The sequence below is a fragment of the Nocardia abscessus NBRC 100374 genome, from assembly GCF_000308455.1.
Classification (GTDB): domain Bacteria; phylum Actinomycetota; class Actinomycetes; order Mycobacteriales; family Mycobacteriaceae; genus Nocardia; species Nocardia abscessus.
The window spans coordinates 33928-50573 of the sequence record NZ_BAFP01000096.1 but is presented as its reverse complement, the minus strand read 5'-3'; the positions used below and the strand labels follow the sequence as shown (position 1 = coordinate 50573).

Here is a 16646-nt window from a genome sequence, read left to right as displayed (position 1 = left end):
CTGTGGACGCCGACACGCGAAGCTCTGGCGTCGATGCGCGACGCGCCGACGGCGGCGAACCGGTATCGATGCGCAGCCTGGAGGCGGCCCTGTCGCACGCCACGCGGTTGTATCACGACAACGAATACGAGCGCCTGGCCCGCGTCTTGCCACGTCTGATAGACGACGCCAATCCGGCCCCGCCGCTGTTGCGGTCGCGCACGCTGCAACTGGCCGGTTCGGTGATGGTGCAGACCCGCCAGCCCGATTCGGCGCGCATCGCGTTGAACCAGTCCCTGACCGACGCCGAATCGACGGGCAACGTCCTGGACGCAGCGTCGGCGGTGACCACGCTGTGCTGGCTGCTGATTGTCGAACGGCAATTCGAGGCGGTGCGTCATCTCGCTACCCGCTGGGCCGACCGCGTGGAAGCCCGGCTGTCCGTCGCGACGACGCGCGAGCTTTCGACCTGGGGATGGTTGTTGCTCCGGGCATCGGCGGCGGCGGTACGCGATAACCGGCCCGATGAGGCCGACGAGATGATGAGGCTTGCCGCCGCCGGTGCGGTCGCGCGCCCCCTATCACCAGTACTGGACGACTTTCGACCGAGCCACCGTGGCCATGAAGCGGGTAGAGAATGCCGTGGTGGACGACCGCCCGGACGTCGCGTTGCGCCTGGCCCGCGATATACCGCCGGACCAGCGGCCGACGTCGGACAACCGGAATCGACACCTGATCGACGTATCGGCGGCCCACGTGGAACTACGCCACTATGATGCCGCTTTCGACGTGCTGGCGTCGCTGTCGCGGGATGCGCGGCCATGGCTGGTCGAACAGCGCTCGGCCCGTGATCTGCTGGGCCGCATCATCTCCAAGCGTCGCAGGCTCACGCCGGAAATGCGTGAACTAGCCGACTTGGTACAGCTCGAATACTAACGGCCAGAATCGATATCGGATGTGGCAGTTGCCGACGTCGAATGCGCCGCGCCGCGTGCGTCATTCGGCCGCTGGCCCGCACCCGGCGGGGTACGCCGATGAGCGCGACGCAAGCCGCTCTCGTGTTCGTGATCGCGCTCCCGCTGGCCGTCATCGCCGCAATGATCTTCTGGCCGTCCGACTACGACGACTGAAGTGGGAAGTATTGGGGGAGTGAGGAAGTGGGCAGCACTCGCACGGGCGTCGTGAAGTGGGTCGGCGACATTACGCCGAAGATTGCCCCGGCCACCGTGCACGGTGGCTACCAGGTTCTCGCCGGAGTGCTGCACCTAGCGGTGCGACGGCCGGACGCGCGCGAACCCTGCTACGTCGAGTTGCCGAAGATCGAGGAAGAAGAATGCACAATCTCTCGCACGCCGAGGTTGCGCGGCTCGCCGCTGCCGCGGACTACCTCTACAGCTTGCGGACGACGACCCCAAGCGGGTCGGCGCGACCGTGCCGCTGAACTCGCCGTCGAACACGACAACGACGGGCGCCGATCATCCCGACTGTCGCGCCGTCGCCGGACGGGCTCGCGATTCGGTTCATGGCCTACACCGGTCTGCGCATAGGCGAGTTCTCCGCAGTTACTCACCCTCGTGTGTGCTGAGTGTGTGTTCGGAGACTGAAAAGCAGGAGAGGCACCTTCCGAGTTTCCTCAGAAAATGCCTCTGACCTGGTGAGACGGTGGTGCGCGATACTGGGATTGAACCAGTGACCTCTTCCGTGTCAGGGAAGCGCTCTCCCGCTGAGCTAATCGCGCGAGGTGGAGACGGGAATCGAACCCGTGTGCACGGCTTTGCAGGCCGTTGCCTCACCACTCGGCCACTCCACCGTGCGAAGGGGGACGGCGTATGTTGCCTGGCCCTACCTCTCGAGCGGATGACGGGATTCGAACCCGCGACCCTCACCTTGGCAAGGTGATGCGCTACCAGCTGCGCTACATCCGCATTCTGCCTCCCCGGAGCTCGTTTCCGGCCTCCGTGGTGCGAGACAGAACATTAGCGGACGCCCGGTAAAAGGCACAAATCCGCTGGTAGAACGGTGGAAATCGGCGAAGTGCCGCGATGTGACAGTGGTGGCGGATGTGGTGCCTGGGGGAGTAGAGGCTTTTGTCGTCCATCGGCAGGCTCGGGGCGCTCGTTCGGCGGCCGTGCTCCGCGGTCGTTCAGCTCCTATCCATGGGCTCGATCGCACAGACCCCGGACTCGCGGCCGGAAGGCCGCCTGGCGCATGCTCGGCCCGTCGAACCGTCCCTGCCCGGATGGCGATTTGGTGAACCGCCGGTGGCGCGTGCTAATGTTTCGTCTCGTCCGGAGGGCACCCCGAGCCGCCGGAACCAATTCAGGTCTCATAGCTCAGCGGGAGAGCGTCCGCCTCACACGCGGAAGGTCGCTGGTTCGATCCCAGCTGGGACCACCCACACAGTACGAGACCGGTGCAGATTCTGCCCGGTCTTCTTTTCTCTTCGAGTAGATCTGAACCGTTGGGTTCCTGGCGCCGCCCGGTCCGCGGCCTGTCGGATCATCTCTTTGTTGCACTGTGACTTGAGTCACATTATGGTAGCGGTTGCCCTCTTCCCGACCCGAACCCTTTCCACACGCTTTGCGAAGTCTTTACTATCATTACGACCTTGCGTCACGGGTCGCGCTTCCGCCCACGGATGGGCGGCCCGAGCTTCGCACGCCGCTCGACTTCGATGCCAAGAACATGTTTGACCGATGAACCGGGGCCAGTGTCCCGGCGAAGGAGAAAATATGTCCACCGACACCGATTCCGTTCCACGGACGTCGCCGCGCGCGGACATGGCCGGTCGCCCGACCGGAATCGCCCGTGCCGATCTGCCCGCCTCGATCGTGGTTTTCCTTGTCGCCCTGCCGCTTTCGCTCGGCGTAGCGGTGGCATCCGGCGCTTCGGTGGCCGCTGGCCTGATCGCGGCCGTCGTCGGCGGCGTGGTGGCCGGACTGCTCGGCGGCTCCGCGATCCAGGTCGGCGGGCCCACGGCGAGCCACACCGTAGTGGTCGCCGAGAGCCTGCGGCACTTCGGCTGGGCCGCAATCCAGCTGGCCGGAAGGGCCGGTGAAGTGTACGTCTATCTGGCGACGGTGCTGGGCGTGGTGTTCCTGAACCTGTTGCAGGGCATGCTGATCGGGCTGGTGCTCGCGTTCGCGCTGCTGCTGTGGCGGTGGTGCGCGTGACGATCGTCGCCGCGCCCGTGCCCGGCTCGCGCCGATGGGTGGTCACCATCGACGGCGCCTGCACCTTCCTCGCCTTGCCGAAACTGACCGCGGAACTGGCCGAGGTCCCCGCGGGCGCCGACGTGACCGTCGAGATGACCGTCGACTTCCTCGATCACGCTTCCTATGAGTTCATCACCGACTGGGCTCGTGAGCGCGAATCCAGCGGCGGCACGGTGGAATTCGCCGAACTCGGCAGCGCGTGCATGGCCACAGCGTTGGCCGAGCCGCCGCAGCGAGGGCACTTCCGGCAGGTAGGTCATCGATCAGGTCATCGGACCGCGGCGGCGCACGGGCAACCGGGAGCCGTCGCCGGCTTCGGCCCGGTGGACCAGCTGGGCATGGTCAACGTCGCGGTGCAACTGGAGACGCTGTACGCGCACCCGGCCGTGCGACGGGGAGTCGAAGAGCGCGGCGTGGCCGTGTCCGGATTGTTCTTCGATCTCGCCACGGCCCGCGTGATCGAGGTCATGGTCGACGGCATCGCGAGTTCGACGACGAAGGGCGCCGGATCGCGGCTGAGCCGGTCTGAGCAGGTGCTGTGCGATGCGTCACGGTGATAACAACGAGAGGGCGGTGGGGCGCAACACACAATTCGCTCAGTTCTCAGGCTTTGCTAAGTCTTTACCAATACACTTGTGCTTGTTTACATCTCGACTCATCGCTGTGTCGGGACTGCTTCACCGCGAGATGCCGGTTCGCGGTCTTGTGCCCTGCTGGACATGTTGATCGTCAACCGACCTCGGCGAATCAGCCGAGTCGGCGAAGGAGAGTCATGGCTATCGATCAAGATTTAGCCCCGCCACCGTCACTGCCCGCGGAGACGGGCTCGGGCCGCAGTTCCGGACCGTTGTCCGACCGCTTCACCGATATCCTCCGCCACGATGTACCCGCTTCCATCGTGGTTTTCCTTGTCGCGCTACCGCTTTCGCTCGGTATCGCGATCGCTTCCGGAGCCCCCGTCGCCGCCGGGCTCATCGCCGCCGTGATCGGCGGTATCGTCGCTGGAACGTTCGGCGGTTCGGTCCTCCAGGTGAGCGGCCCTGCCGCGGGCCTCACCGTCGTCGTCGCCGAGACGATCGACCAATTCGGCTGGCGCACGACGTGTTTCATCGTCTTCGCGGCCGGAGTGCTGCAAATTTTGCTCGGGCTCAGCCGCGTGGCCAGAGCGGCACTCGCCGTGGCGCCCGTGGTCGTGCACGCGATGCTCGCCGGTATCGGCATCACGATCGCCCTGCAACAGATCCATGTGCTGCTCGGTGGTTCCTCGCACAGCTCGGCCTGGCGGAACATCGCCGAGCTGCCCGGGCAGCTGATGTCCCTGCACGGTGGCGGCGCGTTGATCGGCGCGGTCGTGATCGCGATCATGGTCGGCTGGAAGTATCTGCCCGCCAGGCTGCGCGCGGTGCCCGGTCCGTTGGTCGCGGTACTCGTCGGCACGGTGTTGTCGCTGGTGCTGCCGCTGGACGCCGAGCGCATCGTGCTCAACGGCTCGCTGTTCGACGCCATCGGCCTGCCCGCGCTGCCCAGCGGCGATTGGTCGGGTCTGGTCCTGGCCATCATCACCATCGCCCTGATCGCCAGCGTGGAGAGCCTGCTGTCCGCGGTGGCCGTGGACAAGATGCACTCGGGCAAGCGCACCGACTTCGACCGCGAGCTGATCGGCCAGGGTTCGGCGAACGTGCTGTCCGGCCTGCTCGGCGGCCTGCCGGTCACCGGCGTGATCGTGCGCAGCGCCACCAACGTGCAGGCGGGCGCGCGCAGCCGCGCCTCGGCGGTGCTGCACGGGGTCTGGCTGCTGGTGTTCTCCGTGGCTCTCGTGTCGGTGGTGGAGCAGATCCCGAAGGCCGCGCTGGCCGGCCTGCTCATCGTGATCGGTACCCAGCTGGTCAAGCTGGCCCACATCAAACTGGCCCGGCGCACCGGTGACCTGCTGGTCTACGCCGTGACCGTGCTCGGTGTGGTGTTCCTGAATCTGCTCGAGGGCGTGCTCATCGGTCTCGGCCTGGCCTTCGGCCTGCTGCTGTGGCGGGTGGTCCGGGCGGCGATCAAGGCCGAACAGGTCCCCGGCACGCAGCGCTGGCTGATCACCGTCGACGGCTCGGCCACCTTCCTCGCGCTGCCGAAGCTGTCGGCGCAGTTCGCGAAGATCCCCGCGGGAGCCGACGTCACGGTGGAGATGACGGTCGACTTCCTCGATCACGCGGCTTTCGAGGCCATCGAGGAGTTCGCCCGCCAGCAGGTGAACACCGGAGGAAGCGTCGATTTCGTGGAGATCGGCGGGGCCAGGATGGCCCACGCCACGGCGAAACCGCCCGCGCGGAGCTTCGCCCGTTCGGTCTGGGACGACATCCTCGGCCCGTGGCGTCGCGACGAGGGCCACGAGAACCCGGTCGCGGCGGGTGTCGCCGCCTACCACCGCAGTCACGCGCATGTCGTGCGGCCGCACCTGGACGAGCTGCGGGACAAGCAGGACCCGGATTCGTTCTTCCTGACCTGCTCGGACTCGCGGATCGTGCCGAACATCATCACCAACAGCGGACCGGGCGACCTGTTCACCGTGCGCAACGTGGGCAACCTCGCGCCCGCCGAGGGTGACGCGTCGGTCGAAGCCGCGCTGGTGTTCGCACTCGAACAGCTGAACGTCCGCTCGATCGTGGTCTGCGGACACTCCTCCTGCGGTGCGATGAAGGCGTTGCACACGGGCGCCCAGGTCCCCGGCGTGGACGCCTGGCTCGCCCATGCGCAGCCGAGTCTGGCGAAATTCCGCGCCGGCCATCCGGTGGCGGGTGCGGCGCAGGAGGCGGGCTTCGGCGAGGTCGATCAGCTGGCCATGGTGAACGTCGCGGTGCAGCTCGAGCTGCTGCACCGGCACCCGGCGGTGCGCAAGGCGGTCGCCGAACGCGGCGTCACGGTGTCGGGCCTGTTCTTCGACATCGCCAGTGCGCGGGTCGTCGAGGTGACCGAGAACGGCATCGCGCACATCGACGACGCGGACCGTCAGCCCGCTGCCCAGCTGGTCTGACGAATGGGAACGGGTGATCCCGCCCGGGCACGCGCCCGGGCGGGATCGTCGCGTCGGGTCGCGCGGGACCGCAATTCGGTGTGCCGGACAGCTCGTACTCTGGGAACGTGACCGCAGACCTGGAAACTAGCTCGGCCGATCGGCCGACCCGCTGGCGAGCCTTCCGCGCCGGGCTCGGACGCCGACCTACGCTGTATCTCGTCTACCGGATCGTGGTCGCGGTGGTCGGTGTCGCTGTGCTCGCGGTCGGTGTGCTTGCGATCCCCTATCCCGGTCCCGGCTGGGCGATCGTATTCGCGGGCCTCGGCATCCTCGCCACCGAATTCGCATGGGCGCGTGCGGCATTGGCCTGGCTGCGGGACCGGTACCGGCAACTGATGGCCTGGTACTCCACGCGGGGTCCGGTCACGCAGGCGGCCGCGGCGGTCGGCACCGCCGCGCTGGTCGTCGCGACGCTGTGGATTTTGGGGACTTTCGGGCTCGTCGGTAGTTGGATCGGAGTCGAATGGGAATGGCTGCGCAGCCCCCTGCAACGGTGACCACCGTCGCGGGGCGGACGCTCACCCACCCGGAATGGTTGTCCGCACGGATCGCGGAGATGGGCCACTCCTGGGGGACCACGTCGTTGCGCATCGCGGGCACCCTGTGGTGGTGCATGGTCGCCTCCGCTCTGGTGGAGCAGATCGCGCGGGCGTACGCGCAAGACGGGGACGCCCCCGAAGCCACGCTGGACCGGCTGGACTGCGAGGTGCGCCCCGACGGTGGTGTCGAGCGGGTGCGCATCCGGCCCGGCGACGGTCCGCGGGTCGGCAGCGCGGCGGCGCTGCGCGAGACGTTGGCGACCGTCATCCCGCCGGTAGCCGAGGTGTCCGGCGCCGGTGTCCCGGCGTTGTGGGCGATCGCGGCCGACGCCATCGGCAACCGTGCGCTGGACGCCGGATCACCGGACGCGGGTGCGCGGCTGGCCGCCGAGATCGGCGGCAAGCTCCCGGCTCCGCGTTTCGTCGAGGTCGGCGGACGCACCTACGTCCGGCGCATCTCCTGCTGTCTGGTGTTCGAGGTGCCCGGCTGCCAGATGTGCACCAGTTGCCCGAAACGGCCGGCCGCCGAACGAACGGCGCTGCTCGCCGACCTGGCCGGCGAGGGCTGAGGACCTGCCGGGTCACCACTGATTCGCACGCCCACGGGTGGCTTGCCGGGTACGTCCGAACTCGACCGCCGTCGCGGGCGAGCTGAACGCAAATCCCCCGCCACCGAACCGGTACGGCCCAAAGCCCGGAGGGGCGGGCCGAAGTGGCGGGACAGTAGCATGGTCGCGCCGGACGAACATGCGATCGGCCACCGTCCAGCGGGACCAAGCCCGCACACGAAACGCCAAGGAGAGCGCAGCCGTGACCACCTCAGCCCCTATCAGTCCTGTCGCCCTCGTCCGGGTGCCGGCCGGGACGACGGCGGGCGCCGCGGTGCGCGAGGCGGGACTGCCCACCAAGGGGCCGGAGACCGTGGTCGTCGTCCGGGTGGACGGCGAGCTCAAGGACCTGTCCTGGACTCCGGACGCCGACGTCGACGTGGAGCCGGTGGCGGCGAACACCGACGACGGCCGCAACGTCATCCGGCACTCGGCGGCGCATGTGCTCGCCCAGGCGGTGCAGCAGGAGTTCCCCGGGACCAAGCTCGGCATCGGCCCGTACATCAAGGACGGGTTCTACTACGACTTCCGCGTCGAGCGGCCGTTCACCCCGGAGGATCTGGCCAAGCTGGAATCCCGGATGAAGAAGATCGTCAAGGGCGCGCAGCGGTTCTCCCGCCGGGTGGTCGAGGTCGAGGATGCCAGGGTCGAGCTGGCCGGGGAGCCGTTCAAGCTGGAACTGATCAGCGACAAGTCCGGGATCGACGACCCGGAGGTGATGGAGGTCGGCGGCAAGGAGCTGACCATCTACGACAACCTGGATCCGCGCACCGGCGAGAAGATCTGGGGCGACCTGTGCCGCGGCCCGCACATTCCGACCACCAAGTTCATCCCGGCCTTCAAACTGACCCGCAGCTCGGCCGCGTACTGGCGCGGTGACCAGAGCCGTGAGGACCTGCAGCGCGTCTACGGCACCGCGTGGGAATCGCAGGAGGCGCTCGACGAGCACCTGCACCTGCTCGCCGAGGCCGAGCGCCGCGACCATCGCAAGCTGGGCCTGGAGCTGGATCTGTTCAGCTTCCCCGACGAACTCGGTTCCGGCCTTCCGGTGTTCCACCCCAAGGGCGGCATCATCCGCAAGGAGCTGGAGGAGTACTCGCGCCGCAGGCATGTGGCGGCGGGCTACGAGTTCGTCAACACCCCGCACATCACCAAGGGGCACCTGTTCGAGGTCTCCGGCCACTTGGACTGGTACCGCGACGGCATGTTCCCCGCGATGCACCTGGACGCCGAGTTCAACGAGGACGGCACCGTCCGCAAGCCCGGCCAGGACTACTACGTCAAGCCGATGAACTGCCCGATGCACAATCTGATCTTCCGTGCCCGGGGCCGGTCGTATCGGGAACTGCCGCTGCGGCTGTTCGAGTTCGGCTCGGTCTACCGCTACGAGAAGTCCGGCGTGGTGCACGGGCTCACCCGGGTGCGCGGCATGACCCAGGACGACGCGCACATCTACTGCACCAAAGAGCAGATGCACAGCGAGCTGACCGACACGCTGCGGTTCGTGCTGGATCTGCTGAAGGATTACGGTCTCGACGACTTCTACCTCGAGCTGTCCACCAAGGACCCGAAGAAGTTCGTCGGTTCCGAGGAGATCTGGGAGGAGGCCACCGAGACCTTGTCCAAGGTCGCCTCGGCCTCCGGTCTGGAGCTGGTGCCCGATCCCGGCGGCGCCGCCTTCTACGGCCCGAAGATCTCCGTGCAGGCCAAGGACGCGCTGGGCCGCACCTGGCAGATGTCGACCATCCAGCTGGACTTCAACCTGCCCGAGCGCTTCGACCTGGAGTACACCGCGTCCGACGGCACCAAGCAGCGGCCGGTCATGATCCACCGCGCTCTGTTCGGCTCCATCGAGCGATTCTTCGGTGTGCTCACCGAGCACTACGCGGGCGCGTTCCCGGCATGGCTCTCGCCGGTGCAGGTCGTCGGCATCCCGGTCGCGGAAGCCTTTGCCCCGCACCTGGACCGGGTGATCGAGCGGTTGCAGGACGAGGGCGTCCGCGCGCAGGTGGACCGCAGCGACGACCGCATGCAGAAGAAGATCTTCAACAACACCGCGCAAAAGGTGCCGTTCATGCTGCTGGCCGGTGAGCGCGACGTGAACGCGAACGCCGTGAGCTTCCGGTTCCGCGACGGCACCCAGGTCAACGGTGTCCCGGTCGACGACGCGGTGGCCACCATCGTCGCGTGGCTCGCCAACCGGGAGAACGCGTCGCCGACGGCCGACGGTTTCGAGATCCGATCGAGCAAGGGTGGGGCATGACCGAGCGTACGGTGCCGGACGGGCTGGCGGATCTGGACGAGGCCGCGCCTGCGGCCGAGCCGGGCAGCATCGTGGACACCGGCGCCGGGGAACCGGATCGGCTGCTGCGGCTGTGGACGCCGTACCGCATGTCCTACATCGCGGAGGCGGCCACGGAGCCCAAGGATTCGACCGGCCATCCCTTCACCGACATCCCGAAGATGTCCGACGAGGACGGCCTGGTCGTCGCCCGCGGCGAGCTGGTGTACGCCGTGCTCAACCTGTACCCGTACAACCCGGGACACATGATGGTGGTGCCGTACCGCAAGGTGGCGAACCTGGAGGACCTCACCGAGGCGGAGAGCGCCGAATTGATGGCCTTCACCCAGCAGGCGATCCGGGTGATGAAGAAGGTGTCCCGGCCGCACGGGTTCAACGTCGGGCTGAATCTGGGCGGGGTGGCGGGCGGGTCGCTGGCCGACCACCTGCACCAGCACATCGTGCCGCGCTGGGGTGGCGACGCGAACTTCATCACCGTCATCGGCGGGGCGAAGGTGATGCCGCAACTGCTGCGGGAGACCAGGGCGCTGTTGTCGGCGGCCTGGAAGGAGGCGTAGATGAGCGACCGGGCGGATCTGCCGTGCTGAGCTTCTTCGGCCGCGAGGCGTTCGCCAAAGTGACGGCTCCGCTGGGCCGGGCGCTGGTCGGCACGGGATTGACTCCCGACGCCATGACGTTGATCGGCACCACCGCCTCCATCGTCGCCGCGGTCACGCTCTTCCCGACCGGACACCTGTTCTGGGGAACCATGGTGATCTGGCTGTTCGTCATGTTCGACATGCTCGACGGCGCCATGGCCAGGGCGCGCGGCGGTGGCACGAAATACGGCGCGGTGCTGGACGCCACCTGCGACCGGCTGGCCGATGGCGCCATCTTCGGCGGTCTGGCCTGGTGGGCGGTCTTCCACGAGCAGCACAAGCCGCTGTTCGCCGCGACGCTCGTCGTCCTGGTCACCTCGCAGGTGATCTCCTACGCCAAGGCGCGCGCCGAGGCCAGCGGGCTGTCCGCGGACGGCGGGCTCATCGAACGGCCGGACCGGCTGATCATCGTGCTGGTGGGCGCCGGGTTCACCGGGATCGGCGGACACTGGGGGATCGAGTGGCTCACCTACGCCGTACACGTGGCCATGTGGATCCTCGCCGTCCTCAGCATCGTCACCGTCGTCCAGCGGGTGCTGGCCGTGCGCAACTCCCCGGGAGCGCGCACCGTGATCCCGGCCGGGCAGCCGCAGCGCCCGAGCGCGGGAACCACCGACGCCACGGGACTTCCGTCGTGATCTCACCCGGTGCCGGACGCCGATCGATCGACGGTGGCGTCCGGGGATCCGTGATGATGAATTGCAGACCGGCAGCGCGGGAGTGCGGATGAATATCGGCGAGCAGCTCGGTGCCGCCGGGTACACGGCAGGCTGGCGGCTGGTGCGTGCGCTGCCGGAGTCGATGGCCAGGCGATTGTTCGAGTGGGGCGGTGACCGGGCCGCCCGTCGCGCCAACCGGGAGTTCCATGCCGGCGGCGCGCCGAATCAGCTGCGGCGCAACCTGGCGCGTGTGCTCGGCGTCCTTCCCGCCGACGTGCCGGACGAGCTGATCAGCGCCAGCATGCGCTCCTACGCGCGGTACTGGCGGGAGGCATTCCGGCTGCCGACGATGGACCATTCCACGATCGACTACTTCGTCGACGGGTTGCCGTACCTGGACGCCGCGCTGACGGAGGGGCGCGGCGTGGTGCTCGTGCTGCCGCACTCCGGCAACTGGGATATGGCGGGCGTCTGGCTGGTGCAGCACTACGGGGCATTCTCCACCGTGGCCGAGCGACTGAAGCCGGAATCGCTGTTCGAGCGGTTCGTCGCCTACCGGGAGAGCCTCGGCTTCGAGGTGTTCCCGCTGACCGGTGGCGAGCAACCGCCGTTCGTCCAGTTGGCGGCGCGCCTGCGGCAGAACAAGATCGTGTGCCTGTTGGGTGAACGCGACCTCACCGGCAAGGGCGTCCCCGTCCAGTTCTTCGGTGAGCGCACCTGGATGCCCGCGGGCGCGGCGAAACTGGCCGTCGAGACCGGAGCCGCGCTGATCCCGGTGCACGCGTGGTTCGAGGTCGATGCCGACGGCCGCGAGAACTGGGGCCTGAAAACCGAGGCGCCGCTGGACGTTTCCGGTGGGGTGGCCGCGGCCACCCAGGCATTGGCGGACCGCTTCGCGGCGAATATCGCCGAGCACCCCGCGGATTGGCACATGCTGCAACCATTGTGGGAGAGCGATCTCTCGCCCCAGCGGCGCGCCTCGATCGCCACCGCACAGGCGAGCCTCGCGGCCGAGCAGGGAGACGTATCGCCATGAAGATCGGCATGGTCTGCCCCTATTCGTTCGACGTCCCCGGCGGGGTGCAGGCGCATGTCGTCGAGCTGGCGCGGGTGTTCAACGAACGCGGGCACAAGGTGAGTGTGCTCGCGCCCGCGTCCGACGGCACCCCGCTGCCGGAGTTCGTGGTGTCGGCGGGCCGCGCGGTGGCCATCCCGTACAACGGGTCGGTGGCCCGCCTGTCCTTCGGGCCCATGGCCTACACCAGAATTCGCCGCTGGATCGACGGCAACGATTTCGACGTCCTGCACATCCACGAGCCCAACGCGCCGAGCCTGTCCATGCTCGCGCTGAAGATCGCCGAGGGCCCGATCGTCGCGACCTTCCACACCTCGACGACGAAATCGTTGGTGCTGAGCACTTTTCAGGGTGTGCTGCGGCCGTATCACGAGAAGATCGCAGGCCGCATCGCCGTCTCCGAGCTGGCGCGGCGCTGGCAGGTCGAGGCGCTGGGCTCGGACGCGGTGGAGATCCCCAACGGCGTGGACGTCCCGGCGTTCGCCCGCGCGCCCATGCTGCCCGGCTATCCGCGCCCCGGCGGGACGGTGCTGTTCCTCGGACGCTACGACGAGCCGCGCAAGGGCATGGAGGTGCTGCTGGGCGCGCTTCCCGATCTGGTGCGCAGGCATCCCGACGTCGAGATCCTGATCGTCGGCCGCGGCGACGAGGACCGCTTGCGCCGGGAAGCGGGCAAGCTGTCCGGTCATCTGCGCTTCCTCGGCCAGGTGTCCGACGAGGAGAAGGCTTCGGCGATGCGGAGCGCGGACGTGTACGTCGCGCCCAACCTGGGCGGGGAGAGTTTCGGCATCATCCTGATCGAGGCGATGGCGGCGGGCACCGCGGTCGTGGCCAGCGAGCTGGACGCCTTCCGCCGAGTGCTGCGCGACGGTACGGCGGGCAAGCTGGTCCCGGTCGGCGACTCGGCGGCCCTGGCCGCCGCGCTGCACACCGTGCTCACCGACGAGGTGCGCAGGGAGGCTCTGGTGCACACCGCGACGCAGGTGGTGGGGGAGTACGACTGGCCGGTGGTGGCCGAACAGATCCTGCGCGTCTACGAGACGGTGACCATCGGTGACACGCGAGTGCGGGCCGCCGGATGATCACTTTCTCCGCGACCACTGTTCTCGTCCTCGCGCTGATCGCCGCGGTAGTCGTCGCGGTCGGTCTGTGGGCGTACTCCACCGCCAACCGGCTCGACCGGCTGCACGTGCGCTCCGACCAGTCCTGGCAGGCGCTCGACGCGGCGCTGGCGCGGCGGGCGGTGGTGGCCAGGGCGGTCGCCATGGCGATCGCCGGGCCGGTCTCCGATCCGGCCCTGGCGGAGCAGGCCAGACAGCTCTCGTCGCTGGCGGACCGGGCCGAGCGCGCCGGTCGCGCCGAGCGGGAAACCGTGGAGAACCGGTTGTCCTCCGCGCTGTCGGCGGTCGACATCGGGACGCTACGTCCGCAGCTGGTCGCCGAACTGGCCGACGCCGAGGCAAGGGTGCTGATCGCCCGCCGTTTCCACAACGACGCGGTGCGCGACACGCTCGCGCTGCGCACGCGGCGCCCGGTCCGGATCCTTCATCTGGGCGGTACCGCCCCGCTGCCGTCGTACTTCGAGATCACCGAGCGTGCCACCCCGGCGGCCTCCACCGGCCTCGCGGTCGACACCATCCGAACCACCGCGCGCATCGTGCTCTTGGACGAGAACGACCGGACCCTGCTGATGCGCGGCAACGACCCGAAGACGCCGGAAGTGTCGTTCTGGTTCACCGTCGGCGGCGGCGTCGAGCCGGGGGAGAGCCTGCGCGTGGCGGCGGTGCGCGAACTGTACGAGGAGACCGGGTACCGCGCGGATCCGGCCGACCTGCGCGGTCCGCTCTGGCGACGGGTCGCGGTGTTTCCCTTCAACGGTGACCTGATCCGGTCCGAAGAGCTGTTCTTCGCACTGCGGGTGCGTGGTTTCGCACCGCAGGCGGCGAATCCGACCGTGATCGAGCGGCGCTCCATCACCGGAAACAAGTGGTGCACCGCGGCCGACATCGTCGCGCTGGACCGCTCGGGTGAAACCGTTTACCCGTATCACCTGGACGAGCTGCTCGCCGAAGCGGCCCAGGCGGCGTCGGGTACCGCTGACCCGGAGGTCCGCTCCATCCGCTGACCGGGTCGAACGGGTGTGATGTGTTTCACGATCGTGATAGCGTCGCGATGATTCAGGGCGCCGGAGGGTAGTGCTGACAGGGACGCATGCGATTCGGCGTCGTGGTCCTGCTGACGGCGGGGCCGTTCCCGCTCGGTTGTGGAGGTAGTTGGTTCATGTCGTACCTGCTGTTCGATTTCCTGTTGCCGCTGATCGGCCCCGCGGCCGCGGAGTACTGGGCGACGTTGCTGGTGGTCGGCCCGCTGTGATCCGGCGCCCGGCGACGGCCGGGCAGTCCAGTACCGTGCCGGGACGGCCCGATCGCCGCGCCCTCCCGGCCTAGCGCGCCATAACCGAGATCACACCAGGCCAGTGCACTCCAACTGGCTATCAAGTGGCCTTTTGCGGCCGCCTAGAATCGTGGCGTTCGCATCCGAGCGACCGAATGGCGCACATGCTGGAGGAGTTTGCCGTGACCACCCCCGAGACCACCCAGACCGTCGGCACCGCCCGCGTGAAGCGCGGCATGGCCGAGATGCTCAAGGGTGGGGTGATCATGGACGTCGTCACGCCGGAGCAGGCCAAGATCGCCGAGGACGCGGGCGCGGTCGCGGTGATGGCGCTCGAGCGCGTGCCCGCGGACATCCGTGCCCAGGGCGGCGTGTCCCGGATGAGCGACCCGGACATGATCGACGGCATCATTTCCGCGGTCTCGATCCCGGTCATGGCCAAGGCCCGTATCGGCCACTTCGTGGAGGCGCAGATCCTGCAGAGCCTCGGCGTCGACTACATCGACGAGTCCGAGGTGCTCACCCCGGCCGACTACGCCAACCACATCGACAAGTGGAACTTCACCGTGCCGTTCGTCTGCGGCGCCACGAACCTGGGCGAGGCGCTGCGCCGGATCACGGAGGGCGCGGCCATGATTCGCTCCAAGGGCGAGGCGGGCACCGGCGACGTGTCCAACGCGACGACGCACATGCGCAAGATTCGCCAGGAGATCCGCAGGCTGGCGTCGCTGCCCGAGGACGAGCTGTTCGTCGCGGCCAAGGAGCTGCAGGCGCCCTACGAGCTGGTTCGCGAGATCGCCGAGACCGGCAAACTGCCGGTCGTGCTGTTCACCGCGGGCGGTATCGCCACCCCCGCCGACGCGGCGATGATGATGCAGCTCGGGGCCGAGGGCGTGTTCGTGGGCTCGGGCATCTTCAAGTCCGGCAACCCGGCCCAGCGCGCCGCCGCCATCGTCAAGGCCACCACCTTCTACGACGACCCGGACGTGCTGGCCAAGGTGTCGCGCGGTCTGGGCGAGGCCATGGTCGGTATCAACGTCGAGGAGATCGCCCAGCCGCATCGCCTCGCCGAGCGCGGGTGGTGAGCGCGGACCGGTAGCGTCTGCCGCGTGGAGTCGCGGCAGCCGCGGTACTTCGTGGTCCTGGCGGAGGAGCTGCACTTCCGCCGGGCCGCGCAGCGGTTGTTCATCTCGACGCCCACCCTCGGTCAGTAGGGCGAGAACCGGCGGCCGTGCGCGATCCGGCCGTCGCGGCGCTGATGGCCGCCATTACGGGCGACCTGTCGGCGGAATAGACCGCTCGGGCCGGTTCCGGTGCTAGGTTCAACTCTTACAGCGGCCAGAAGGCCGTCTCATGGTTTTCACAATCACGCTCAGTAGCTTCGCCATTCGATGGCCGCCCCGGCCATTGCGCGCCCTCTTACCGTCGGAACGATCCGAGCGCAAAGGACGAACAGTTGAAGCTTCGCAGAACCGGACGCCTCGCAGTCGCGGGCCTGGCCATGGTGGCCGCCCTGAGCCTCGCCGCCTGCGGCGGTGACGACACCAGCGACTCGCCCAAGTCGACTCACACCACGACCGGCGCCGCGGCCTCCGCGACCATGCCTGCCGTGCCCACCGTCGACGAACTCAACGCCCTGTTGCAGAAGGCCCTCGATCCCACGGTGCCCAACGAGCAGAAGCTCGATCTCGTGCAGGGCATCGAAGCCGACCCAGGCCTGCCCAACCGCTTGGCCGAAGCCTTCCGGCAGGCCAATGCCACGGCAGTGGTCACGGGAGTGACCGCCTTCGGTGACAGTGTCACCGCGCAGGCCAAGTTCACCATCAACGGGCAGGAGAGCCAGGTCGACGTTCCGTTCGTCCTGGAGGACGGCAAGTGGAAGGTTCAGAAGACTTGGGCCTGCCAGGCGCTGGCCAACCTGAACCAGCAATCCCCGGCCTGCGCCCCCTGAGTGCGGAGCCGGCCCGGCGCGCCGGGCGATGAGGCGTGGCTCCGCCGAGCCCGCCATCGCCCGGCTGCCGGGCCGGATCATTTCCCTGCCTTGCGGTGTCAATTCCCGGCTGCATGTGGACGGCGGGGATCGGCTGGTCTGATGGCTGGAAAGCCGTGGTGGGGGAGAGACGGACCGCTTCTGGCGACGCGGTGCGGTCCGATCGGCCGCACCGCGGTTGGA

The 16646-nt window shown here is 68.3% G+C and carries 14 protein-coding genes, 4 tRNA genes and 2 pseudogenes; 17 read left to right on the top strand and 3 right to left on the bottom strand.

Annotated elements, in window-relative coordinates:
• The first annotated feature begins 2 nt into the window (after positions 1-2).
• Positions 3-755, top strand: coding sequence for a hypothetical protein (locus tag ON19_RS42905; RefSeq protein ID WP_227955057.1), 753 nt, complete (start codon positions 3-5; stop codon positions 753-755).
• Complete coding sequence (locus ON19_RS42900) at positions 736-915, top strand: hypothetical protein (RefSeq protein WP_169334197.1); 180 nt, start codon at positions 736-738, stop codon at positions 913-915. Before ON19_RS42905 ends, ON19_RS42900 begins: the two co-directional genes overlap by 20 nt.
• Positions 916-1642: 727 nt before the next feature.
• On the opposite strand, the gene ON19_RS18990 is transcribed toward ON19_RS42900, so the two are convergent.
• From ON19_RS18990 to ON19_RS18980, 3 genes are all read right to left on the bottom strand, one after another.
• Positions 1643-1717: transfer RNA gene (locus ON19_RS18990), tRNA-Val, on the bottom strand.
• A 1-nt stretch (position 1718) separates the two neighbouring features.
• Positions 1719-1789 (bottom strand) — tRNA-Cys (locus ON19_RS18985).
• Positions 1790-1831: 42 nt separating this feature from the next.
• Positions 1832-1904, bottom strand: a tRNA-Gly gene (locus tag ON19_RS18980).
• A 397-nt stretch (positions 1905-2301) separates the two neighbouring features.
• On the opposite strand from ON19_RS18980, the gene ON19_RS18975 reads away from it, so the two are divergent.
• From ON19_RS18975 to ON19_RS18910, 15 genes and pseudogenes are all read left to right on the top strand, one after another.
• Positions 2302-2373 (top strand) — tRNA-Val (locus ON19_RS18975).
• A 386-nt stretch (positions 2374-2759) separates the two neighbouring features.
• Positions 2760-3005: pseudogene (locus ON19_RS44990) on the top strand (SulP family inorganic anion transporter); the annotation flags it as partial.
• Positions 3006-3148: 143 nt separating this feature from the next.
• Entirely contained in the window at positions 3149-3751 is a 603-nt protein-coding gene (locus tag ON19_RS44535; RefSeq protein ID WP_169334196.1) for a carbonic anhydrase, read from the top strand.
• Between the two features lie 215 nt (positions 3752-3966).
• A complete protein-coding gene (locus tag ON19_RS18960) occupies positions 3967-6216 on the top strand; it encodes a solute carrier family 23 protein (RefSeq protein WP_051169054.1) in 2250 nt (749 codons plus the stop codon).
• Between the two features lie 107 nt (positions 6217-6323).
• Positions 6324-6755 carry a TIGR02611 family protein gene (locus tag ON19_RS18955; protein WP_051169053.1) on the top strand — a complete coding sequence of 144 codons (432 nt, stop codon included), beginning with the start codon at positions 6324-6326 and terminating at the stop codon, positions 6753-6755.
• Positions 6752-7366, top strand: a complete 615-nt coding sequence (locus ON19_RS18950) for a (2Fe-2S)-binding protein (protein ID WP_227954685.1) — start codon at positions 6752-6754, stop codon at positions 7364-7366. The genes ON19_RS18955 and ON19_RS18950 overlap by 4 nt, the downstream gene beginning before the upstream one ends.
• Positions 7367-7607: 241 nt before the next feature.
• A complete protein-coding gene (thrS, locus tag ON19_RS18945) occupies positions 7608-9668 on the top strand; it encodes a threonine--tRNA ligase (RefSeq protein WP_043694380.1) in 2061 nt (686 codons plus the stop codon).
• Positions 9665-10264: an ATP adenylyltransferase gene (locus ON19_RS18940; RefSeq protein ID WP_051169052.1), complete on the top strand. Its 600-nt coding sequence runs from the start codon at positions 9665-9667 to the stop codon at positions 10262-10264. The genes thrS and ON19_RS18940 overlap by 4 nt, the downstream gene beginning before the upstream one ends.
• Positions 10265-10287: 23 nt before the next feature.
• On the top strand, positions 10288-10983 hold the full coding sequence (pgsA, locus tag ON19_RS18935; RefSeq protein WP_043694282.1) for a phosphatidylinositol phosphate synthase: 696 nt from the start codon (positions 10288-10290) through the stop codon (positions 10981-10983).
• Between the two features lie 88 nt (positions 10984-11071).
• Positions 11072-12040: a phosphatidylinositol mannoside acyltransferase gene (locus ON19_RS18930; protein WP_043694370.1), complete on the top strand. Its 969-nt coding sequence runs from the start codon at positions 11072-11074 to the stop codon at positions 12038-12040.
• The gene (locus ON19_RS18925; RefSeq protein ID WP_043694280.1) at positions 12037-13161 is read left to right on the top strand and encodes a glycosyltransferase family 4 protein; all 1125 of its coding nucleotides are present in this window, start codon (positions 12037-12039) and stop codon (positions 13159-13161) included. Before ON19_RS18930 ends, ON19_RS18925 begins: the two co-directional genes overlap by 4 nt.
• A complete protein-coding gene (locus tag ON19_RS18920) occupies positions 13161-14204 on the top strand; it encodes an NUDIX hydrolase (RefSeq protein ID WP_043694367.1) in 1044 nt (347 codons plus the stop codon). Before ON19_RS18925 ends, ON19_RS18920 begins: the two co-directional genes overlap by 1 nt.
• Positions 14205-14637: 433 nt before the next feature.
• Entirely contained in the window at positions 14638-15558 is a 921-nt protein-coding gene (gene pdxS, locus ON19_RS18915) for a pyridoxal 5'-phosphate synthase lyase subunit PdxS (RefSeq protein ID WP_043694364.1), read from the top strand.
• Positions 15559-15582: 24 nt separating this feature from the next.
• Positions 15583-15684: pseudogene (locus ON19_RS41990) on the top strand (LysR family transcriptional regulator); the annotation flags it as partial.
• A gap of 245 nt (positions 15685-15929) precedes the next feature.
• The gene (locus ON19_RS18910) at positions 15930-16424 is read left to right on the top strand and encodes a WKL family lipoprotein (protein ID WP_043694278.1); all 495 of its coding nucleotides are present in this window, start codon (positions 15930-15932) and stop codon (positions 16422-16424) included.
• Positions 16425-16646: the final 222 nt, after the last annotated feature.

What these genes read in the sequence shown, in the direction of transcription:
- ON19_RS18960 (WP_051169054.1), top strand. Translation starts at nt 3,967, where the DNA reads ATGGCTATCGATCAAGATTTAGCCCCGCCACCGTCACTGCCCGCGGAG.
- ON19_RS18940 (WP_051169052.1), top strand. Translation starts at nt 9,665, where the DNA reads ATGACCGAGCGTACGGTGCCGGACGGGCTGGCGGATCTGGACGAGGCC.
- ON19_RS18930 (WP_043694370.1), top strand. Translation starts at nt 11,072, where the DNA reads ATGAATATCGGCGAGCAGCTCGGTGCCGCCGGGTACACGGCAGGCTGG.
- ON19_RS18925 (WP_043694280.1), top strand. Translation starts at nt 12,037, where the DNA reads ATGAAGATCGGCATGGTCTGCCCCTATTCGTTCGACGTCCCCGGCGGG.
- pdxS (WP_043694364.1), top strand. Translation starts at nt 14,638, where the DNA reads ATGCTGGAGGAGTTTGCCGTGACCACCCCCGAGACCACCCAGACCGTC.